This window comes from Sphingobacterium paucimobilis HER1398 (genome assembly GCF_000416985.1).
Taxonomy (GTDB): Bacteria; Bacteroidota; Bacteroidia; order Sphingobacteriales; family Sphingobacteriaceae; genus Sphingobacterium; species Sphingobacterium paucimobilis.
Genome location: NZ_ATDL01000006.1, coordinates 42,669 through 64,217 on the forward strand (window position 1 = coordinate 42,669; position 21,549 = coordinate 64,217).

18 protein-coding genes are annotated in these 21,549 nt (G+C 43.6%); 11 read left to right on the forward strand and 7 right to left on the reverse strand.

The genetic code is table 11. The annotated features are described in order from the left end of the window. Positions 1-14: 14 nt before the first annotated feature. The 3 genes from M472_RS28570 to M472_RS28580 are packed head-to-tail and all read right to left on the reverse strand — an operon-like array spanning position 15 to position 3,634. A complete protein-coding gene (locus M472_RS28570; RefSeq protein ID WP_021069271.1) occupies positions 15-1,019 on the reverse strand; it encodes an ATP-grasp domain-containing protein in 1,005 nt (334 codons plus the stop codon). Between the two features lie 10 nt (positions 1,020-1,029). Then, positions 1,030-2,862, reverse strand: a complete 1,833-nt coding sequence (locus M472_RS28575) for a flavohemoglobin expression-modulating QEGLA motif protein (RefSeq protein ID WP_021069272.1) — start codon at positions 2,860-2,862, stop codon at positions 1,030-1,032. Next, positions 2,852-3,634 carry an N-formylglutamate amidohydrolase gene (locus M472_RS28580; protein WP_021069273.1) on the reverse strand — a complete coding sequence of 261 codons (783 nt, stop codon included), beginning with the start codon at positions 3,632-3,634 and terminating at the stop codon, positions 2,852-2,854. The genes M472_RS28575 and M472_RS28580 overlap by 11 nt, the downstream gene beginning before the upstream one ends. Positions 3,635-3,753: 119 nt before the next feature. Between M472_RS28580 and M472_RS28585 the strand changes: the two genes are divergently transcribed. From M472_RS28585 to M472_RS28595, 3 genes are read left to right on the forward strand one after another with little or no spacing between them, the layout of a single operon-like run. After that, a complete protein-coding gene (locus M472_RS28585) occupies positions 3,754-4,077 on the forward strand; it encodes a hypothetical protein (RefSeq protein ID WP_022829279.1) in 324 nt (107 codons plus the stop codon). A 2-nt stretch (positions 4,078-4,079) separates the two neighbouring features. Next, complete coding sequence (locus M472_RS28590; protein WP_021069275.1) at positions 4,080-4,631, forward strand: RNA polymerase sigma factor; 552 nt, start codon at positions 4,080-4,082, stop codon at positions 4,629-4,631. Next, positions 4,621-4,977: a hypothetical protein gene (locus M472_RS28595; protein ID WP_021069276.1), complete on the forward strand. Its 357-nt coding sequence runs from the start codon at positions 4,621-4,623 to the stop codon at positions 4,975-4,977. Before M472_RS28590 ends, M472_RS28595 begins: the two co-directional genes overlap by 11 nt. On the opposite strand, the gene M472_RS28600 is transcribed toward M472_RS28595, so the two are convergent. Both M472_RS28600 and M472_RS28605 read right to left on the reverse strand, forming a co-directional pair. Continuing rightward, positions 4,961-7,036 carry a TonB-dependent receptor gene (locus M472_RS28600; RefSeq protein ID WP_021069277.1) on the reverse strand — a complete coding sequence of 692 codons (2,076 nt, stop codon included), beginning with the start codon at positions 7,034-7,036 and terminating at the stop codon, positions 4,961-4,963. The genes M472_RS28595 and M472_RS28600 overlap by 17 nt on opposite strands. 27 nt (positions 7,037-7,063) lie before the next feature. Beyond that, positions 7,064-8,359: a BamA/TamA family outer membrane protein gene (locus M472_RS28605; protein WP_021069278.1), complete on the reverse strand. Its 1,296-nt coding sequence runs from the start codon at positions 8,357-8,359 to the stop codon at positions 7,064-7,066. Between the two features lie 170 nt (positions 8,360-8,529). Between M472_RS28605 and M472_RS28610 the strand changes: the two genes are divergently transcribed. Beyond that, positions 8,530-8,811 (forward strand): GNAT family N-acetyltransferase, encoded by a 282-nt coding sequence (locus M472_RS28610; RefSeq protein WP_021069279.1) that lies wholly within the window; start codon positions 8,530-8,532, stop codon positions 8,809-8,811. Between the two features lie 54 nt (positions 8,812-8,865). On the opposite strand, the gene M472_RS28615 is transcribed toward M472_RS28610, so the two are convergent. Further along, complete coding sequence (locus M472_RS28615) at positions 8,866-9,744, reverse strand: 1-aminocyclopropane-1-carboxylate deaminase/D-cysteine desulfhydrase (protein ID WP_022829280.1); 879 nt, start codon at positions 9,742-9,744, stop codon at positions 8,866-8,868. Between the two features lie 91 nt (positions 9,745-9,835). Here M472_RS28615 and M472_RS28620 point away from each other — a divergent pair, with 91 nt between their 5' ends. The 3 genes from M472_RS28620 (at position 9,836) to mnmE (ending at position 13,233) form a co-directional block, all read left to right on the forward strand. Further along, positions 9,836-10,873 carry an RluA family pseudouridine synthase gene (locus M472_RS28620; RefSeq protein ID WP_021069281.1) on the forward strand — a complete coding sequence of 346 codons (1,038 nt, stop codon included), beginning with the start codon at positions 9,836-9,838 and terminating at the stop codon, positions 10,871-10,873. Between the two features lie 35 nt (positions 10,874-10,908). Continuing rightward, a complete protein-coding gene (locus M472_RS28625; protein WP_031301437.1) occupies positions 10,909-11,772 on the forward strand; it encodes an aminotransferase class IV in 864 nt (287 codons plus the stop codon). An 81-nt stretch (positions 11,773-11,853) separates the two neighbouring features. Further along, complete coding sequence (gene mnmE / locus M472_RS28630; RefSeq protein WP_021069283.1) at positions 11,854-13,233, forward strand: tRNA uridine-5-carboxymethylaminomethyl(34) synthesis GTPase MnmE; 1,380 nt, start codon at positions 11,854-11,856, stop codon at positions 13,231-13,233. 77 nt (positions 13,234-13,310) lie between these two features. Here the strand turns inward: mnmE and M472_RS28635 are convergent, their stop codons facing one another. Beyond that, complete coding sequence (locus tag M472_RS28635; RefSeq protein ID WP_021069284.1) at positions 13,311-14,297, reverse strand: lipoate--protein ligase; 987 nt, start codon at positions 14,295-14,297, stop codon at positions 13,311-13,313. Between the two features lie 173 nt (positions 14,298-14,470). On the opposite strand from M472_RS28635, the gene M472_RS0122460 reads away from it, so the two are divergent. The 4 genes from M472_RS0122460 (at position 14,471) to M472_RS28650 (ending at position 21,521) form a co-directional block, all read left to right on the forward strand. Continuing rightward, on the forward strand, positions 14,471-15,055 hold the full coding sequence (locus M472_RS0122460; protein WP_021069285.1) for an RNA polymerase sigma-70 factor: 585 nt from the start codon (positions 14,471-14,473) through the stop codon (positions 15,053-15,055). A 91-nt stretch (positions 15,056-15,146) separates the two neighbouring features. Further along, positions 15,147-16,232 (forward strand): FecR family protein, encoded by a 1,086-nt coding sequence (locus tag M472_RS28640; protein ID WP_021069286.1) that lies wholly within the window; start codon positions 15,147-15,149, stop codon positions 16,230-16,232. A gap of 189 nt (positions 16,233-16,421) precedes the next feature. After that, positions 16,422-19,901 (forward strand): SusC/RagA family TonB-linked outer membrane protein, encoded by a 3,480-nt coding sequence (locus tag M472_RS28645; protein ID WP_021069287.1) that lies wholly within the window; start codon positions 16,422-16,424, stop codon positions 19,899-19,901. 12 nt (positions 19,902-19,913) lie between these two features. Further along, complete coding sequence (locus M472_RS28650; protein WP_021069288.1) at positions 19,914-21,521, forward strand: RagB/SusD family nutrient uptake outer membrane protein; 1,608 nt, start codon at positions 19,914-19,916, stop codon at positions 21,519-21,521. Positions 21,522-21,549 lie beyond the last annotated feature (28 nt).

The following is a 21,549-nucleotide window of genomic DNA, read 5'->3' on the forward strand; positions in this document are numbered from 1 at the left end:
ATGAGGGGAATTCACTAACGATAAAACCCTTTTACCTTCATCTCCAGATGTTGGATAATATGTCCCACAAAATCGACTCCTGTCAGTTGACTCGCTAATCCCAATGCTCCGGGGCTATACACATTGATTTCCATAATTTTGTCACCTACAATATCCAAGCCCACAAGATACATCCCATCCTCCTTTATCTTGCCGCTGACCTGTTCCACCAGACGCAACACATTGTTATCCACCTGTGCCTTTACAGCTGTAGCACCTTGATGAATATTACTGCGGATTTCACCTTCTTTTTGCACGCGCTGTACAGCTGCATACTCCCCATCGATGACAATAGGCTCACCTTCTAACAGGAAAAACCGAAGATCACCTTTCGTTGCCTCAGGTAGGTATTCCTGCGCGATGACATAACCATCCCGCGCAATCACTTCTACCGTCTGCTTGAGGTTTTGCGGAGCATCTGCCGCAATCATAAACACATTTTTGCCCCCAGAACCCTTCACGGGTTTTAATATTATCTTATCGCCCTGTGCTTCCATGAAAGTTTGTATATCCGATACGAAGCGAGTGACTAGCGTTTTGGGCCGTACTGCCTTGGGGAAATTCTCCAAATAGAGTTTATTGCTCGCCTGCACCAGATTGTCGGGATCATTAATAACCAAACGTCCCATATACTTGATAAGCTGTGCAAACTGCAATCCCATAGCCGCTGCCCAGGGTCTGTTGTACATATCCATAACGGGGTCGAAGCGGAGCCAGAGCACATCGATATCCGTCATATTATACCGTCGCTTTTCGACACGCCTTAAGCTGCCCAACAGCTCTTCTTTACTGCCGATTGCCCTATCTGCTGTAATAACACGGGCATGTGCCTCTACATGTCGGTCATCGATATAGACAAAATCCGCCAAGCCAATGTAAATAACTGTATGTCCGCGCTGTAGGGCCTCATAGGCCAACAGTGTCGTTGTAAAACCATTCTCTTCTTTATGGGTCTGATTAATCAAAAATGCGATGTTCATATAGATGTTGCTATTGTATCATTTTAAAAATACTTCCTTCGTTTCTTACGGAATCCAATCTCGGCAGATAGGCCTCACTCAGATACCGGGGTCTGACCAATGGTGCATACATATAACCCCGTTGGATCAAGTCCTGAATAATAGGGATATAATCTTCCCGAATCTTACCCACCGTCAATAGGTTGAGATCTTGTCCTTGCTTGATGTAGTCTATAAGTTCCATCAATCCCTGTAGGTACAAGGCGTCCTTAGTCAGTCCGCCACCACGATATACCCGCATCGTGATATTGAAAGCGGTCTCTTCTGCAAAAAGATAATCCTCTAACAATAAAAAGAAGGTATCGATAAAGCTATGCCCCATAAGCATATTACGAACGGCGATGACACGTGCCGCCAATATGCGCAGGCGTTGGTTGGATAACCCACCGATCAGGTATTCGGCAAATACCGCTAGCCCTTCCTGCAATTGCTCATAACCTGGAACCCCAAGACTGAACAGCTGCAGTGGTTGCGCTTTACCGTTAAAGTAGGTGACGATGTGCGTACCAACCTCATGTTGTACCAAAGCCCGCGCCCGTTCGGGAGAAATCTGGTAATCTTCGCCAATATTGAGCACTCCACGGTTGACCATCACACCCGATATATCCGACCGTACACGCACGGTCGTCTTGAAATCTTCCGACTGCTCACTCAGATAAGCAATCTCCTCCCGCGCGAGTTGTGCAAACTCCTTTGCATTGAGCTTTCGCTCCGGTGCCACTGTCTGTGTCGCTGAATTGTGCGATATCACCGTAAGGATAGACTGAGCTACTTGTAGCAGTTCGTCGCTCACATTACCAAAAACCTGTAAGCTACCATGCATAAAATCTTCTGTATTACGATCGGCCAGCATACTCATCATCTCGTCCAGCTCCCGTCGCTTGTCCCGAAATAGATAAGCAATTGTCGGGTCGTAGATATCTTCGATGCGCAGATTGTACAAATTACGCTTCACAATATCAGGATCTATAGGCATCGGCCTATATTGAAATACCGGCGTCTTACGGAATCGTGTTTTCTTGAAGCTCTCCCAAGCCTCAGGGACATTGATAGGGGTGACCAAGAGCAAGAAATCAAAACGCATGCTCTCGGCTGTGAGCGCCTTATCAATAGCAAACACATTCGCTGTTATCTCTTTCTTGAGGTTCAGACGAAATTTGGTCGGATTCTGGTCAGTAAAGAGCCGGACATATTCAAAAAAGACACGTAGCAGGATTTTGCCCAACGACTCACTATAATGTCGCAATAGAATAGGCAAGTAATCACCATTGCTCAAGCGATAGCTTGGCCGCACCGACAGTCCTAGCGTATAAATACTCTTGTCCATAGACTCCTTTAAGGTAAATAGCCGTTCGTAAGATGGATTACAAGGTACCTCTTTTAGCTTTTTGATATCGGTTACGATATCCGAAGCTTCTGTCTTTAGATTTTTGAGCATATACTCGACCAGCGGAAGGATTCCTTTCTGACCGAGTTGAATCTCTACGTCCGCCGCCTGCTCGTTCGCCGCATTCCACACCTCAACCAACAGACAGGAGCCAAACTGCTCTTGGATGCAGAGGGCTATCTTTCGCAGTAGCGCTGCCACCTCCGTATCATGTTCCTGAATAATAACGCTAGCCAGCTGGGACTTCGCTAGATTGGACAACATTTTATCTTTTCCAGCTATATTAGTCCTATAGATAAATATACAGGGTACAATCTTACGGAACACCAATTTGCCCACATTGGGCACCTGTACATGAAAGGGTTCTTTCGCCTTAATGGCGCCCAAAATAAAGTTAAGTCGCTTATCATCCCTCATACGCAAAATACTCTTTTAAGCCCTGTACAGTATTAATAAGTAACTGTTTGCATGCTGCTATCCGTTTTACGTCCGGTTCGCCCGTCCACTCGTTCATGAAATCCTTGCGAAACTCGATAGAAAATACACAGCCTTTGTCCCCAAACCGCTTATTTAGAAACTGCGTGAGGTAACCGCCCTTAAAGCGGACATTCTCCCGTATATCAATAGGCAAGCCATACAGCGTTTGAGAAGTAATGGCATGGATGAAGCTATCCGTTAGTTCCCGCCACTTCGGATCGTTATAGTATGTACCCAGATTAATTTGTGGATTGGCCTCCTCATCTATCGTAGCAGTAGGGGACTCGCGATTGGCATTGTAACTATGTATATCCAGTACCACAAAGAAGCCGTATTTTTGAATAGAGGACTGTATATGTTGCTCAATAAGCCGATAGATATATTGATGCTTTTTATAAAGCTGCTCGAGGAAGGTCTGTGGGAAATTCGTCTTCCATACCTCTAGACCCCAGGCCTGCTCGGGACGAAGGTAAACGGATTCTTCAACCGCGCGGTTTATATCCAGCTGGAAACGCGAAGTACCTATCACAAACTGATTGACAGGCAGTTCAGCAATCAGAGCTGTGTAAGGGTCTTCCTCGCGGAGACGTTGCTTTTCCGACAGCAATAAATAGGGAAGCAAGTTATCATCAATCAGATGGCCATCGTGCAGTGCAAACGACCAAAATGGGCTATCTATGGTATGTATATGGTAATTTATCTGTAGAGACATAGGCGTAAGATTTAGCTCTTTTGAATTAGAACAGTAGGGGAACTAAAAAGTTTTTTCAGAAAGTTGTAACCATTTTCTTTTTGGAGGCGACTAATGGGGAAAGAACAATAAAAAAAGACATGGGAAAAGAAGAAATGCTATCCATAATGTTTGTAGGGCTATTTACAGCTATTACATTATCGATTTACTTTATTATGAAATTCAGGGCAATCCGTATCGCGAACTCAGATGGAGCGTCTGCCAAAAGAGAACCTTATGACTGGCAAAAGCCTGGCATCGTGGTGCTAGGAATAGGAATAGGTATTATTATCGTAGGAATTTTCAAGGAATTAGGTTATTTTCAGTCACAGGATGCCATCCCCATGGGGATCATTACGGTATGTACCGGTATCTCTATGATTATTGCCCACAAACTGGATAAAAAGCAAGAAAACAACAATTAAGAATGGACCAAGTCTACATTGATAAGGTACTAGCGGGAGACCCATATGCTTTTACGTATTTTCTTACGACTTATAAGCATATGGCCTATTCTGTCGCACATTCTATTGTCAAGCAGGAGCACCTGGCCGAAGAAGTGGTTCAGGACGCCTTCATGCGCTGTTATCAGTCGTTGGCAGCTTTCAAAAAGCAATCCAAATTCAGCACCTGGTTCTATCGTATTGTTGTAAACTGTGCTTTCAGCACGGCGCGGCGGCTGAAACCGGAGCCTATCGAATTCAGCGCCGAAGAGCATGATATAGTCTGGGATGAAAATGCCTTCGACAGGTTGCTGAAAAAAGAACAGGAACAGCTCATACAGGAAGCGCTATTAATGATTCCGGCTAATGAGGCGCTGGCACTGCGTCTCTATTACCTCGAAGAGCTGTCTATTCAGGAACTGTGCGATATTACGGGATGGACAGAGTCTAATGCAAAAGTAATCCTATTTAGAGCCCGAAAACACCTCTACGGGACACTCCGTAGATTAATGAAAGAAGAATACTATGGAACATAACGATAAACTATACGACCTGCTCAAGAACAGTAAATTGGAATTGCCTTTTGACGATTTCGAAAGCCGCATGATGCAACAGATTGTCGATTTTGAAAAAGCAAAAGTCCAAATGCACCAAAGTAAGAAGATGGCACTGCTTTTCTTCTTGATAGGTACCGTCTTTGGTATGCTACTCAACTATGGACTAGGCTTAGCACTCGCTTCCTATGGTTTGCCTCAAGCTTCCTTAGACAAAATCTCTTTCTTCTCTCAGCTAATCTACGTTGTCCTGATTGTGCTCTTCAGTGACAAACTCTGGAAACTATTTAAGATGACACGGGAATCCGGCACTAAAAAATCAACTTAAGTCCCCCATAAAAATTACGTGTGGCTGCCGCATTAAAGTAGCGGCCACCAAAAGCATTGATATCATTACCTAAACTGTACCGCTGATTCAGTAGATTGTCACCCCCCGCATATACTTGTACAGATACCCCATAAAAGCGAGGTACCGTATAACTGAGCTTGGCTTGCACCAAATGAAACTTCTTCGCATATATACTATTGGCATCGTCCAAGGGCATGGAGGAAGTAAAGTTGTGATACAGGTTTAAATCAAGCTGATAAGGAAAATCGATTTTAACGTTATTAGTCCATACCCATTGGGGCACTGCCGTCATTCTATTACCCGAATAGTCTTTATCAGCTACCTTGTACTGCCCAAAATGATAGTCATTATAACTTACAGCTGTATGTACGCTCATTCCACGTAACAGGGGCGATTGTGGCGAAACGGGAATCGCCCCCCACAGGGACAGTTCAATTCCTTTCTGTTTCATCTCTCCAGCATTCTGATAATACTCTGCGCCAGCTTCATTCAGGCTACGCACGATACCATTCTCCATACGGTAGGTATAAGCAGCAATATCCAAAATTAGGTTGTTGTTTTTATTCCGTATTTTATATCCTACCTCGTAATTTGTACCGGATTCAGCTTGCAGGTCTGTATTTATACTATTGTCAGAAGAACGTACCTCCGCAAGCGTAGGCGTAGAATAACCTTTGGCTACAGAAACCCGCCAGGACATTAGCTCGTGAAGGGTATACGAACTCGCAATACGGGGCATCCATTGCTTATCAAAGGAGATACGACCATCTGTAGGCGTTACCACTGGGTATTTGCGGGTGTAGTCGATGTGATTACCATTCAGTCCGAGAGCACCTTCCAGGTTCCAGTTTTTCATCAGCTCAATCTGCGCCCGATAGAATAGGTTCCACTGGCTGTTGGTCATGCCATCACGTGCCTGTACAGCACCTGCCACTCCTTTGTTATTGTCGTAATTGTCAATCGTACTGCTTCCTTTTATCCCTTCAAATCCCAACTGCATCTGCCAAGGCAGTGCCGCCTCTGGATTATCCAGCGACAGGTAGGTACGCAGTCCCCAGTTTTTCTCGATGCGCTCTTCGTAATTCGTTATAAAAGGGTTCTTGAAATCCGTGTAGGAACCAAACAAAGAAATTTGGTGCGATAGATACTTGCCGAGTTGTAAACGATGTGAGACTCCACCGAATCCCGTTTTGTTATAGATAGCAGCCTGTTGCTCCTTCGCCCCCGGATTGGGCCCACCTGCAGGGCGTGAGGCTCTCGGATCCGCTTCATACTGCGCCAGGGTAAGTCCGCCTGGCGTTTCGTACCCCAGGTCGGTATATAATATAAAAGCACGTAGCTGCGCTATAGGAGCGTATTGCCATTGATGGGCCGTCTGAACAGTTTTCTTGTTCAAGCCTGCATTGTCCCGATAACCATCGGAACGTAAAAATGACTGGTCAAAAGAGAACTGATAATTGGGAGTCACCTTCTGCTGTAGGGATAGTGACTGTTGGAACAGACCGTAGGCACCAGCCGTAAGTTCGACTTCGCGTCTGTTCTCTAGCATTTCAAACCCCTTAGGGCTGATCTGCACGACTCCACCAGAATTAGCTCCGAACAGCGAGCCATCGGGTCCTTTGACCAGCTGTATCGTCTGTATACCCACCGGAGCAAGTAGATTGAGATAGGTATTGCCACCTGCATCTGTCAACGGAAACTCGTCTACATATACTTTGGTATTACGAATTCCAAACGGTGAACGGATTAAACTTCCCCGCATGGCCAAGCGATAAGAACCTGGCGAACGTTCTTCCATACGTATTCCCGGAACAGTATTAACTGCGGCCAGCAAAGAGGTAGGACTCTGTCGGGAGATAACCTCTGCGGATAGACTCTGAGTAGCTGATGTAACGCCCAAAGAAGACTGTTTGGCAAAGTACACCTTCACATCTATAGGCTGTAAAGCAATATTGGTGCTGTCTTTAGAAACTTGTGCAGAGGCAGTCACTCCCAACAAGGCTAGGAGGAGGGTTAGGTTGGTGGTCAAATATCTCATCTACTGTTAAAGATAGGGCTTTTTCCCTTAGAATGCTTCATTCAATCCCAAAAACAGGCCTTTTTGTCCGAATTTACCAATGGCGTAATCGATACATAGGTTGGTACGGGTCATTTTATTGAAAAGCACCCGCAAACCTGCACCACCTGAAGGTTGCCAGTACTTAAACAGCTTGGTGCCCATCTGGTCATCTACAGTCTGAATATTTCCAAAAACCACACCGCTCAAAAACTGATTACGCAGTATTGGAAAGCGGTACTCGACCTCACCATATGCATAAGAGCGTCCTTTGAAATATCCGTTGGTATAGCCTCTACCGCTTTTTGCATAGGGATCTTTGCCCGTCCCTGGCAAATCAAGATAGGGTAGCTTGCCACTGAGATTGTACGATCCGTAATACCATAAGGCCAATACGTGGTTAGGACGGCCACGCTCTGGGAAAAGCTGAAAATACTTACGAAAATCGGTAAGGAGTTGTATGGCATTCTGCGAACTTCCCATCCAAGTCTGGTTCGTCCGCAAGACCACATCGGAATAGATGCCTTTGTAGGCGCTATTCGGATTGTCCCGGGTCATGTACTGCAGATTAAACATCAACCCATTATTATTGTTGCGCGCGGGATCGAAGCCGTTCCACTTGCTGTAAATCTCATTGGGCGAAGGGGAGACCTCCGTCAGTGTACTGACATTGCGCTTTAACTCGAAATAGGCCCCCGCACCAACAAATAGTCCCGGGCTCAACTTTTTATAAATACGTTCGTTGAATCCGTAGACAGTATATTTATTGACAAAACGGTCGCGGTCCGGATTATTGATGATAGACTCCTCTTCTGTAGGATTGGGCAATGGGTGTCCGATCCCCATACCATAATCGAGTCCCACCATTTTAGCAATATGGAGACTCCCTTTTAGATTCCATTTGTTCTCCCGTGTATACACATCATGAAAAAGATAACCAAACACAATCCCCCTAGTCGTATAGTTCAAAGCAGTAGCAAACACCGACATACTGGTATTCTTTTTCTCGCCAAAATGCAATCCGCCAACAGCCTTGATACCAATCTGGAAGCCGATACTCGGATTGTAATTAAGATTGGGTAAATAGGAGATACCTGAACGCTTCTCGGGAATACCGTCTTTCTTTCTTTTTTTAAAGGGGTTGATATCCTGAAAAAGATTGACCACATCGTAGAGACTGTCTGGAGGCAATGGTTCACCTTTTATCCTTTTCAGGAGTAAACTGTCTGTTTGCTGTTCAAGGTCCTGTGCATACGTATTTAACGCCAACAAGGGGAAAAACAAAAGGATGTACAGGTTTCTCATAGAGGTTTTCTTTCCATATTAGTAAGCACGAAAATAAAGATAAGTTTTGGCTTTTAGGCCTTTTGACGATCACAAAACGTTTTTCAAATTCATTTGTTCTCTTTTTCTACGTATATTACAGGATAGGAATTGTTATAATTTGTATCAAAATATCTTAAATAAAAAATATTATGTTAATTAAAAAAGAAGAAACAGGAAGCAAAGGAGCCTTTGTTGCCTACGAGGAAAATAAGAAAATAGGGGAGATTAGTTATTCGATAGCCGGTACAGACAAGATCATTGTGGACCATACTGAAGTCGATCCCGAACAAAAAGGAAAGAGTATTGGCAAAATTCTATTGCAAAAGGTAGTCGAACACGCTAGGGATAATAATCTGAAAATAATTCCGCTATGTCCTTTTGCAAAAGCCATGTTTGAAAAGAACGTCGATATAAGAGACGTGCTCGCTTAAAATCTGGATTGCTATCTGCTCCTTAAGGCCTCTCAGGCTAGGGGAGCAGGCACATTAATCTTGAAAATGCTTTAGCTGCCCCAGGAGGCCGGTAAGCCCTCCGGTATGAATAAACAATATCTGGCTGCCTTTTTCGAACATGTCCTTTTCCAATAAGTCATGTAATGCAAACAGCGCCTTTCCCGTATAGGTCGGCTCTATCATGATGCCCGTCTGGCGTACAAAACTTTGTACAAACTGTATCAGTTCGGGTTTGACCTTTGCATAACCACCAAAATGGTAGTCCAGATGGAGTCTACTCTGCTGTAGGTTAGCACCCAGCAGCAGCATCTCGTCGGCTATAAAACCTCCTCCTTTCAATACGGGTACCACATGCAACAAGCTTTTTTTATCTTCTTGCGCTATTCCCATTGCAATACCTGCCGCTGTAGTACCGGTTCCGGCCGCCACAAAGATATGATCATACTGCCGCTCGAGCTCGCCCACCAGTTCCGAACAGCCACGAGCACCTTCTGTTCCTGAGCCCCCCTCATCAATCATAAAGCTTCTATCGGCTTCTTGGAGGCCATTAAAGAGCTTTTCCTTGTCTTTGTAATCCTCCCGCGACACGAATAGAAGCTCCATACCAAACAGGCGGCACATATCCAGCACAGTGTTCGAAATCTCCTCGCCCCGTATGAAAGCCTTAGCATAAAAACCAGCCGATGCAGCGGCGCAGGCCACAGCAAGGATATGGTTGGACCAAGCGCCTCCAAAAGTAATTAATGTATCTTTACCTAATTCCTTTGCTTTTAAAAGATTATATTTCAACTTACGCCATTTATTACCAGATATGAACGGATGAATCATATCATCACGTTTCATATAGACTTGAACTGATTTTTGCTGATATAAAGGGTGCGAAAGTAGTTGTTCTGGGCTAAAGAGAAGCATAGATAAAAAGGACGTTGTTAATATTCAGTATATTGAAGTAAGAGTACGTCAAAGTTAGTACTTTTTGGTGTATTTCACTTACTTTTGTGCTATGAACGAAGACTTAGATATACAGGAACAAGACGAGCAGGAATTGTATGAACATATACGGATAGTTGCCGACAAAGGGCAGGCCTTGCTTCGTATTGACAAGTTTTTAATGAATAGAGTAGAGAATACCTCCCGCAACCGCATACAGAATGCGATTGATGCAGGTTCTGTCTTTGTCAATGATAAAGTTATCAAAGCCAGCTACAAGGTAAAACCACTCGATGTCATTACAATGGTCTTACCAGACCCTCCACGCGATACCGAGGTCTATCCCGAGGATATCCCATTGATTATTACTTATGAGGATGACGACCTTCTTATGGTCAATAAAGAGCCTGGCATGGTGGTACATCCCGGGTTCAACAACTATACCGGCACACTGGTAAACGCACTGACGTTTCACCTCAATCAGCTGCCTACACTACCGGGCAATACCGGACGGCCAGGATTGGTACACCGTATAGATAAAGATACCTCCGGACTACTCGTTATCGCCAAGAACGAATGGGCCATGACCTATCTGGCCAAGCAATTCTTTGAACATAGCATAGAGCGTCGCTACGTCGCCCTCGTATGGGGAGATATCCCCGAAGATGGTACTATCACTGGCTATATCGGCCGCGATATGAAAGACCGTCGGATAATGAATATGTACGATGATCCTGAAAAAGGGAAATGGTCGGTCACGCACTATAAGGTAATAGAGCGCCTAGGTTTTGTCACATTGATTGAATGCCAACTGGAAACAGGCCGTACCCACCAGATACGTACACATATGAAATCCATAGGCCATCCTATTTTCAATGATGCCAGTTATGGAGGGGACCGGATACTCAAAGGGACGGCATTTTCAAAATACAAACAGTTTGTAGACAATTGTTTTCAGACAATACCTAGACAGGCACTTCATGCTAGATCACTCGGTTTTATACACCCGAAGACAAAAAAAGAAATGAACTTTGAGGTACCATTGCCTGAGGATTTTCGTTTAGTATTAGAAAAGTGGAGAGGATACGCTGCTGAAAAAACACAGCAATAGGGGTCCGCCAAACGATTACGCTTTAATGCATTTTTATGCCTACACATTACATGAACTACAACGGCACTTTGCTGCCGGAGGACCATACTATATTTTCGGCCAATAACCGGGCATTCCGCTACGGAGACGGCATCTTTGAAACCATGCTCTATAAAGACGGAGAGATCCGTTTTCTGGATTTTCATATCGAACGCCTACAACAGAGTATGCAACGGCTTGAGCTGGAATCGTCAGGCAAGTTCGACACCTATTTCTTTAAGGGAGCAGCAGATGAGTTAATCCGCAAAAACAATATGCTCGGACAGCGCGTGCGCGTGCGCCTTTCGGTATTCAGAGAAGGCGATGGGCTCTATACGCCCGACAGCAACCGACCAAGTTATATCTTTCAGGTGCAACGTCTGGAAGAGCCACAAAGAGATAAGAAAAACGGTCTTATTATCGACCTATACACGGAGAATAAAAAGCCCTTTGGCGACCTCTCAGATCTCAAATCAAACAATGCATTGATATATGTCCTTGCAGGACTGTACAAGAAGAAATTTGATTATGATGATGTACTCATTCTCAATCAGGAAGGCTTCCTCTGTGAAGCGCTAACGTCAAATATTTTCGTGTACTTTGAGAAAGCGCTTTATACACCTGCGCTGAATCAAGGTTGTATCGCTGGGGTGATGCGTCGCGTGGTAATGGATATAGCGGAGGCCGAGGGAATACCGGTCATCGAAGCGCAGATAAGTCCCGAAATCATGAAAAAGGCGGACGAGATATTCTGCACCAACGCCATACAAGGAATACAGTGGGTTATGGGATACAAGCAGAAGCGTTACTTTAATAAAATATCCCGGATATTGCAGGATAGACTGGCAACCTGGACTTATGACAAAGAAGGTAGTCTATAGGATAAGGAGAGCCACAAATTCGCCTTTATATTTCAACGCAATTATATTGCTTGTAAGGGCGAATTTATGTAGGTTTGTCCCATGTCTACAAACGGATTAATATCTCAAGATACTATCGTAGCATTGGCTACATCTCCTGGTGCGCAAGGTGCTATCGCCGTAATACGTGTATCGGGAAACGAAGCGATAAACATCGTCAATGGTGTATTCAAAGGCAAGGATTTGACTGCCCAGGATTCACATACCATACATTTTGGCACCATACGTGAAGGAGAAGAAATCCTCGATGAGGTTTTGGTATCACTATTTGTGGCACCAAACTCATACACGAAAGAAAACTCGGTAGAAATATCGACACACAACTCAAAATATATCATCGAACGGATTATCAGCCTGCTGATAAAGAAAGGAGCAAGAGCCGCACGTGCTGGTGAATTTACCCTACGGGCATTTCTCAATGGAGGGCTGGATCTTTCGCAAGCGGAAGCTGTAGCAGATCTAATCGCATCCAATTCCGCTGCATCCCACCAAGTGGCCATGCAACAGATGCGGGGTGGTTTTTCGAATCAGCTGAAACAGTTACGCGAAGATTTGGTGCATTTTGCTTCTTTGATAGAACTGGAGCTAGACTTCGGGGAGGAGGATGTGGAATTTGCAAACCGGGATCAGCTGAAGTCGCTTATACAAAAGATATATACCGTAATCGGCAAGCTTATCCAATCCTTTGAACAAGGGAATGTGCTCAAAAATGGAGTTCCGGTGGTTATCGCCGGTAAACCTAATGTCGGTAAATCGACATTATTGAACGCCCTGCTGAATGAAGAACGTGCTATTGTATCGGATATCGCAGGTACGACACGAGATACTATCGAGGATGAAATCAATATCCATGGGGTGACCTTTCGATTTATTGACACCGCAGGCTTACGGGATACAGAAGATGTCATCGAAGCAAAAGGGGTGGAGCGTACACGGGAAAAAATGAAACAGGCACGATTGATTATCTACTTATTTGACCCCACCCAAGATAATATCGCGGTGGTACAGCAGCAGATAAGTGAAGTGAGGGATCTGAATATTCCTTTTGTAACGATAATCAATAAGAGTGATTTGCTGGCAGAGGGTGATAGAGCGGAATACAATGTACTGAACCCTTTGTACATATCTGCAAAAAAACAACTGGGAATAGATGAACTGAAGGAGGAATTGTTGAATCAGGTCAATCTTTCGAATATCAATACCGACGATGTCATGGTCACGAATATCAGACACGTGGAGGCGCTACAGCTTACGCAAGCGGCGCTAGAGCGGGTTCTATACGGTATTGACAATCCAGTAACATCCGACTTTTTGGCAATGGATATCCGTCAATCCCTGCACCATCTGGGAGAGATAACTGGCACGGTAACTACCGACGATCTGTTGGAAAACATTTTCTCTAAATTCTGTATCGGAAAGTAGAAGTTCTACCCCTATACGTATTACAAGCCGATATTATCAAATTATAGAATAACGAATAGCTCCTTCGGGAGCTTTCATTATTTAAACAAGGTTATAATCTCATCGACCGTCACCTTACCAAAATAAGCGGAAACATCGACTGTGCTCAATAGTTGACGTATTTCATCCTCATGATGGTCCATTCCAATAAGCAGTCTTTCCAATTCTTCAATAGGTTTTGAGGCGAAAAAGTCACCAAATATCTTGACAGCCTCGATTGATCCTCCTGTTGAAACATCCAGATGAATTTCTATATAACCAGCAGCGATCTTAATCGCATTTTTAAAGTTATATTTCGGAGAGAAACCGAAGTTCCAATCCCAGGTACCATACTTCTCCTTGATTAACTTCTCAACCTCTTGGATATCAAACGCTGTCAATTCATAAATTTCTGTTAGGGAATCTTCAGCTACCATCTGATTAATTAGAGCTTGTTTTAGATGATCGATTGTCACCGTATCAGAAACATATTCTTTGAGATTTACCATGCGCGATCGATTAGACTTTACAGCCTTATCCTTATATTTCAAAGGATTTATCGTTAAGGCATCTGACAACACGCTCATATCCGAATCAAACAATATGGTGCCGTGCTGAATCATTTTACCTGCTTTGGCAAGCTTCGCATTGCCACTGAACTTTCTTCCATCGACCAATAGATCATTTCGTCCTTCCAATTGGCCAGGTATCCCCAACTGATGCAACACTTGTAGTACAGGCTGTGTAAATCTGGCAAAGTCCATAAATTCACTTTCGTTCCATTTCGTATGAAAGGAAAAATTCAAATTCCCCAAATCGTGATACACTGCACCACCACCGGACATTCTGCGTACGACTTTAATCTCATTCTCCTTTACATATTCCAGGTTAACTTCTGCCAAAGTATTCTGAAACTTACCCACGATTATGGAAGGAGCGTTAATATATAGCAAAAAAATGCCCTCAGTAGGAAATTTATACAGCAAATATTCTTCTAGCGCAATATTGAAATAGGCATCATTAGAAGGGGAATCTATAATAAGCATGTTGTTTTATATATAATTCAAAATTACTGAAAATTATTACATTTGAAATCACCTTTTGTATTGGAATCTCTATAAGCAACAAAGCTGTTAGAGTTTTGAATAGTTATTAATCTTTTGTAAAATTGTGGATTAAAACTACCAACCCACATACCAAATAGCACTGATATCAAGAGATGGGAAGAGTTGTATCTTTATTCAAATTAGGGACCGATGAAGCTAGGGAGAGAGGAGATTTCGAGACCTTGTATGATGAATATTGGGAAAAACTGTTTAAACAGATTATCCGAATTCTGCCCGATGAAGATGACGCCATTGATGTCGTCCAACAGACTTTTGTCGACCTATGGGCTATCCGTGAGCGTATACCGCAGATCAAATCCCTAAAATCTTTTCTTTTCATCATGGCACGCAACCTGGCTTTTAGACAGTTGAAAGAACGGCTTAAAAACGAACAATACCGAGCGTATTATGCTTCTCACTACGATACATCTCCACTGGTGACCGAGCAGCAGATGGATTTTAAAGAATTGAACACGATATTGGAGAGTCATATAAACCAGCTACCAGAAAAGATGAAAGAAGTATTCCTGTTGAGCAGGAAATCCAATCTTTCTTATCTCGAAATTGCGAAGCAACTGAATATATCTGATAAAACAGTCAAGAAGCAAATCAATAATGCGCTAAAGATTCTTAAACTTAAAATCGATGATGATTACATCCCTTATTTGCTGTTGATATTGATTTTGGATATACTGTAATCAAGCTTATAAAAAATAATTTCAGATTCGCCTACTACTTTGGCATTCGGCCTTACTCTTTATAATATAGACGCAGATAAAATCCTATATTATGAATAACGAGGATATCAACGAATTACTGGAAAGGTATAGCAAAGGACTATGCTCGCAGGAAGAATGCAAGTATATAGAACGCTATATTCTCAAAAATCCTATTGCGGATAATTGGGACTGGAAGGATGAGCAGCATAAGAATGCGACATCAAAAATTATCAAAGCAGGGCTGCCTATGTTGCCACGACATCAGTCTGCCGGCATCCGCTGGATACGATGGACAGCTTCCGCAGCTGTAGCCATGCTATTATTCGCAGGCGTCTGGTTTATTAACAGTGAACAGGGAGCGCTGGAGGATTCAAGCTATGTGATCGCCGAAGCAAAAGATTACAACAGCGAGAAAGTAACGATTACCTTACCGAACGGGAAGGTACAAGCGCTGGAGGGAACGCTTTCTGCAGAAGACCTTAGAGCCCTTGTGTCACAACAAGAAGGGGGAGTTGCCGAAGCCTGGCTTACCATACAAGTCCCTAGTAGACAACATCAGGAAGTGACATTAGCGGACGGTTCATCCGTATGGCTCAATGCCGGTTCTATTCTTCGATTTCCACAATCGTTTACAAAAGAACATCGCCAGGTCTATCTGGAGGGCGAGGGGTATTTCGATATTGCGCATAATATAGAGAAGCCATTTCATGTCTTTGCAGGCAAGGGAGAAATTGAAGTTACAGGTACTAAATTCAATGTACAGGCGTACAAGGAGCAAAACTCAGTCCGAACTTCACTGGTCGAAGGTGGTGTTAAATTCTACATGGATAAGAAAGAGTATAAGCTAACACCAGGAATAGAGCTTATCGCAGACACCGACAAACATGAGGCTATAAGGCAAAAATTTGATGTCAATCAATTGACTTCTTGGAAAGATGGCTATTTCACTTTTGATAACATGGAGCTTCTGGAAGTTATGCAACTCGTAGCCAGATGGTATAATATCACCATACGTTCTGATATGAAATTAAGCAGTAAACGCATAGGAGGTACATATCCGACGGACTTACCATTGGAAGAATTATTGGAGGATCTGTCCGCCCTAAGTGGTGTAAAATTTGAAATTCAAGGGAAGGAGGTGCATATCGTTCGGTAAATGATCAACATATCATTAGAACACAGAAAAAAGAAGTACAAACAAGACTGTCCTGGCTTTCAAACCTAAGGAGCTAGGTTCTATATAAGTTATAAAACCAATTTACTAACCTTCAAGTATTGACAACGAATGTATAAAAGATATATTACAAATTCCTGTTGTAATAATTATAGATTGATTAGGCCCATCATGACGTTAAAACTAACCATTGCTGCGTTGCTGCTATGCAGTAGCCAAGTTAACGCTTTTGTTTACTCCCAGAATATAAATCTGACACTAAAAGACAAGAGCTTAAAAGATGCTTTTTCGAGCATCAGTAAACAATCTGGTTACCATTTTCTATATTTAGAAAATGATATCAAAAATATAGGAAAGATTTCTTTAAACCTCAATGGTATTCCTTTGCAGGATGCATTGAAGAAGACCTTTGAAAATACCGATCTGACCTATGCAATCCGTGGCAAACGTATTATTGTCGAAAAATCCGGGGAGAAGGCAGCAACTGCTGTCAAGGTAGCAGCGCAACAACAGACCACCATACATGGCCGTGTAACTGGAGATGGAGGAGAGCACTTAGCCGGAGTGACCGTACAGAATATACAGGGAGAATCCACTTCAACCAATACAGCTGGCGAGTTTACAATTCAAGCCAAGAATGGAGATGTATTGCTGATTACCATTGTTGGATATGAGCCACAACGTATATCCGTCACCACACAAAAAGAATATGCGATCAAGTTGCAGCCAAAGGTCGATGATCTGGACGAGGTCGTTGTCGTTGCCTATGGTACTGCAAAAAAAAGTGCCTTTACCGGTTCGGCTACCCAGTTGAATGCGGATAAATTTAAAGATAGACCTTTAACTTCTGTCACCAACTCTCTTCTAGGCGAGGTTTCTGGTGTGCAGGTTTCTACCGCCAGTGGACAACCAGGTTCTGACCCAACGATTCATATCCGAGGAATAGGCACCATCTCTTCCAGTGTCAATTCTACGCCATTGATCGTATTGAATGGTATGCCTTATGACAATCCGCTCAACACCATCAACCCTTCAGATATCGAAAGCCTGACCGTATTGAAGGATGCATCTTCTGCTGCTCTATACGGGGCCAGAGGAGCCAACGGGGTGATCCTTATCCAAACCAAAGGAGGAAAAAAAGACAAACAGAGTGTTGGTTTCAAATTGAATCAAGGATTTACGGCGCCACAGAGCAGCGACTACAAGAAAGTGGGGGTCGCTGATTACCTCTTGGTCAATTGGGAAAGCACACGCAATATGCTTTTAAAGAACGGGATGACGCTTGAACAAGCAAATAAGGCAGCAGCCGAGAACTTGATCAGCAATGACCTCAAATACAATCCTTTCAATGTGCCTGACGATCAAGTTGTAGATTCTTCTGGAAAGTTGAACCCCAATGCAAGCTTCATGTGGGGTGATGATACGGATTGGCTTAAATCAATTCAACGCCTGGGCACACGTACAGATGCAGGCATCAATGTGAGTGGCGGTACGGGCAAGTCCGACTACTATCTTTCGACCGGCTACCTGTCCGAAAAAGGGTATATCATCGGATCCAAATTTGACCGTTATACCATCAATGGAAATATCAATTCTAAAATTACCTCCTTTTTAAAAGTTGGCGGAATGATCAACGGAGTGCTCAATAAAATGGATGGCTTACAGAATGAAAGCTCAGGGAATAATGGCAATCCATTTCGTTATGTACGGTACATAGGGCCTATATATCCTATTCATATCCACAATCCAATAACAAAAGACTATGTATTGGACAACAGTGGTAATCGTGTATATGATTTTGGTACAGGCTACAGAATATCAGATGACTTGTCTGCTCCGAGCAGAGATTACGTCGGCGGTTCTAACCCCGTATTGGAATTGCAGAAAGTACATGATGGTTACAAAAGAAATTTGTTGAATGCCAAACTGTATGCCGAAATCGATATCATCGATGGGCTTAAGTTTACCACAAATGGTGCTGTGAGCGCTGATGCTCGCTTGAACTCTTCGGCCTCTGTTGTTTTTCCAGAAAAACAAAACAGTGGTTCGGTCAGCAAATCAAATTCTTTCACCACCACATGGACCTTCAATCAGCTACTTTCTTATACTAAGCAGTTCAATCAGCATCACTTCGATGTATTGATGGGGCATGAAAGCTACGATTACGAATACAACTATCTTTTAGCAAAGATGTCTGATCAGCGTTTTGACAATGGCAATTACGAGTTTCCAAATTATTCTGTACCGGGTATGCCGACTTCAAGAACAGATAAGTACCGTACAGAAGGCTATTTGTCCCGTGTCAACTACGATTATGCCAACAAGTATTTCCTTTCGGGGTCTATTCGTCGCGATGGTACTTCTAGATTCTATCAAGACTACCGCTGGGGCACATTCTTTTCTGTTGGTGCAGGATGGCGTTTAGACCAGGAAAGCTTTATAAAAGACCTTGGTCTGTTCGACCTGTTGAAACTGCGTGCGTCTTATGGAGGAGTAGGCAATGACGATATTGGTACCTATTATGCGTGGCAAGCGTCTTATGAACCCGCTGATAATGGGCTGGAGCCGGGCTATGTCCGTGAACGCGAATTGAACAGTCGTTCCTTACAGTGGGAGGTTTCTCATTCCAGTGATATTGGCGTGGAGTTTGGCCTATTCCAAAACCGTTTGACGGGTACTGTCGAGTTTTTCAACAGACAGTCCAGCAATCTTCTTTTTAAAGTTCCCAAAGCACCAGATGCCGGGCAGACCTATGCTTATCAAAATGCAGGTAGCTTATATAACCGTGGTTTAGAATTAACACTTAATGGACAACTGATCAAGAGAAATGGTTTTGTATGGGATATGGGATTTAATGCTACATATTTGAAGAATAAGATCACAGATCTACCTGTAGACCCTTATAATTCGGGGGTACACCGCATAGAAAAGGGGCATTCTCGCTATGAGTTTTACTTGAGGCAATGGGCTGGAGTAGATCCTGCGACAGGAAGCAGTATATATACACCTAGCGCAGATGTGCTGAGTGCCTTTCTTGAGGAGTCTGATCCCGCTAAGCGATCTACCTCTATCGTGGATGTGAATGGCAAATACTACACCACCAAAGTTGCCGAAGCCATGTACGATTGGTCTGGAGTATCGATGCCAACTTTGTCCGGAGGTTTTAATACTGGATTTTCATGGAATGGAGTAGCATTGAATTTACTATTCAACTATCAATTGGGAGGAAAAATGTACGATACTGGTTATAACAATCTAATGACCGGTCCATCGGGTTCGGCTTTGACCGGATCAACGAGACATGTCGATATATTGGGCCGTTGGCAGAAGCCTGGCGACATCACCAATGTCCCACGTTTGGAAGATGCCCAAGATGTGGACCTGAATGCAGGTTCTTCTACACGTTGGTTGGTCAGTTCTGATATGTTAGAACTAGCAAATGTTACGGCCTCATATGAGTTTCCCAAGGACTTATTGAAACCTTATAATGTAAGTGGGATGCGCGTCTATTTCTCCGCAGACAATGCATTTTTGCTCACCAAGCGTCAGGGCATGTACCCACGCAAGGCCATTTTTTCAGGATATAATAGTAATGTCGATGTATACCTGCCTTCTAGGGTATTTACGTTAGGCTTGAATTTAACTTTTTAAATTGTAAAGTAAATGAACAGCAAATTCTTACCGATAATAGCTTTAATAGCAACCGTGTTTTGGGGATGTCAAAAAGACTTTCTTGAAACCAAGTCAACGGAGTCTGTAGATGAGGAAGCCATCTTTACCAATACCAAGACCGCAATGATGGCGGTAAATGGATTGCATAAGTTGATGTGGACCCCCGATCTGTCAACGTCTGCCTTTTATGGTGGATATGATATGCTGATGATATGGTATGATGTCATGGGAGAGGATCTGGTATACACCTATTCCAATGCACAGTTTCAAACCCAGGCGCAATGGGCCACACACCGAAAACCTACAGTAGGCAGCGTTGAGCACTTTTACCGTTTGATGCAGTACTTCGTTTCCAACTCCAATATGATTATTGATCGAATTGACAATATCGAAGGTCCTCAGAGCGAGAGAAATAATATCAAGGGACAGGCTATGTTCTATAGAGCATTTGCTCATTTCACCATGGTTCAGATGTACGGCGAACGCTATATTTCTGGACGTAACAATACACAGATGGGCATCGTGCTTCGCACCGACAATTCTAGCAAACCCCGTGCAAGAGCCAGCGTTGAAGAAGTGTACGCTCAGGTTAACAGCGATATCGATGAATCTATCAGACTATTGAACGCTACCGATGTCAACAGATCAAGCAAAGCGCATATCAATGTGCATGTAGCGCGTGGGCTGAAAGCTCGTATACTGCTTACGCAGGGGCACTGGCTAGAGGCTGCAGAAATGGCCGATCAAGTTGTTAAGAAATCAGGAGCGCAGCTTCAAGCCGATACCTACAAGACGCTGGACAATAGATTTTCCGATCAGTCGAACAGCGAGTGGCTCTGGGGTTCGAAGCCCCTCTTGTCCCAGTTCAAGAGACTGACCCATTTTCACGGTTACATGTCCAACGAGAATATCAGTTATAATCAGAATTCGCCAAGAGCTATTTACAACCTCTTGTACAACCGTATCAGCGATACCGATATACGCAAATCGATTTGGTTTCCAAAAGCTGTAGATCGAACAGTGACACCACGTCCATTGGTTCCGCCGTCCTCAAATTCGAAGTACGCCAACTATATGGCCAATAAGTTCTTGGTTACAGATCCACAGACCGAAGGCCAGCGTGACATCCCGTTTATGCGTTTGCCCGAAATGATGTTGATTGCGGCCGAAGGCTATGTACGTGCCGGAGGACATGATGCCCAAGCAGCAGAGGCGCTTTTGCCGTTGGCGCAACATCGCGATCCACAATATCATAAAACAACAAATACGGGTGCCGATCTGATCGATGAGGTCATGTTCCAGCGTCGAGTCGAACTATGGGGAGAGGGATTCCGATTTTTGGATCTAAAACGTTTAAACGTACCTCTGGACAGAGGACCTAAACCGCGTGCGGGTTACAATCAGGGCAACTGGTCCAACAGCATGACCACTATGCCTACCAATGTCGATCCATTAGCATCCAACTTTAATATGTATGGTAATGGTACCGTAATCGGCGAACCGAACCGTTACAGACCAGCAGACAGCAAAGAGTGGGAGTGGGTATTGCCTGAGAAAGAAGTAGAACTGAATCCACTTTGTCTGCAAAATCCGTTGTAAACTTAAAAAAAGTCCTATATTGTAAACA

Bases quoted from the DNA above. Each gene is read 5' to 3' on its own strand.
- M472_RS28570 (WP_021069271.1), bottom strand. From the start codon at position 1,019: ATGAACATCGCATTTTTGATTAATCAGACCCATAAAGAAGAGAATGGT.
- M472_RS28575 (WP_021069272.1), bottom strand. From the start codon at position 2,862: ATGAGGGATGATAAGCGACTTAACTTTATTTTGGGCGCCATTAAGGCG.
- M472_RS28580 (WP_021069273.1), bottom strand. From the start codon at position 3,634: ATGTCTCTACAGATAAATTACCATATACATACCATAGATAGCCCATTT.
- M472_RS28585 (WP_022829279.1), top strand. From the start codon at position 3,754: ATGGGAAAAGAAGAAATGCTATCCATAATGTTTGTAGGGCTATTTACA.
- M472_RS28590 (WP_021069275.1), top strand. From the start codon at position 4,080: ATGGACCAAGTCTACATTGATAAGGTACTAGCGGGAGACCCATATGCT.
- M472_RS28595 (WP_021069276.1), top strand. From the start codon at position 4,621: ATGGAACATAACGATAAACTATACGACCTGCTCAAGAACAGTAAATTG.
- M472_RS28600 (WP_021069277.1), bottom strand. From the start codon at position 7,036: ATGAGATATTTGACCACCAACCTAACCCTCCTCCTAGCCTTGTTGGGA.
- M472_RS28605 (WP_021069278.1), bottom strand. From the start codon at position 8,359: ATGAGAAACCTGTACATCCTTTTGTTTTTCCCCTTGTTGGCGTTAAAT.
- M472_RS28610 (WP_021069279.1), top strand. From the start codon at position 8,530: ATGTTAATTAAAAAAGAAGAAACAGGAAGCAAAGGAGCCTTTGTTGCC.
- M472_RS28615 (WP_022829280.1), bottom strand. From the start codon at position 9,744: ATGCTTCTCTTTAGCCCAGAACAACTACTTTCGCACCCTTTATATCAG.
- M472_RS28620 (WP_021069281.1), top strand. From the start codon at position 9,836: ATGAACGAAGACTTAGATATACAGGAACAAGACGAGCAGGAATTGTAT.
- M472_RS28625 (WP_031301437.1), top strand. From the start codon at position 10,909: ATGCCTACACATTACATGAACTACAACGGCACTTTGCTGCCGGAGGAC.
- mnmE (WP_021069283.1), top strand. From the start codon at position 11,854: ATGTCTACAAACGGATTAATATCTCAAGATACTATCGTAGCATTGGCT.
- M472_RS28635 (WP_021069284.1), bottom strand. From the start codon at position 14,297: ATGCTTATTATAGATTCCCCTTCTAATGATGCCTATTTCAATATTGCG.
- M472_RS0122460 (WP_021069285.1), top strand. From the start codon at position 14,471: ATGGGAAGAGTTGTATCTTTATTCAAATTAGGGACCGATGAAGCTAGG.
- M472_RS28640 (WP_021069286.1), top strand. From the start codon at position 15,147: ATGAATAACGAGGATATCAACGAATTACTGGAAAGGTATAGCAAAGGA.
- M472_RS28645 (WP_021069287.1), top strand. From the start codon at position 16,422: ATGACGTTAAAACTAACCATTGCTGCGTTGCTGCTATGCAGTAGCCAA.
- M472_RS28650 (WP_021069288.1), top strand. From the start codon at position 19,914: ATGAACAGCAAATTCTTACCGATAATAGCTTTAATAGCAACCGTGTTT.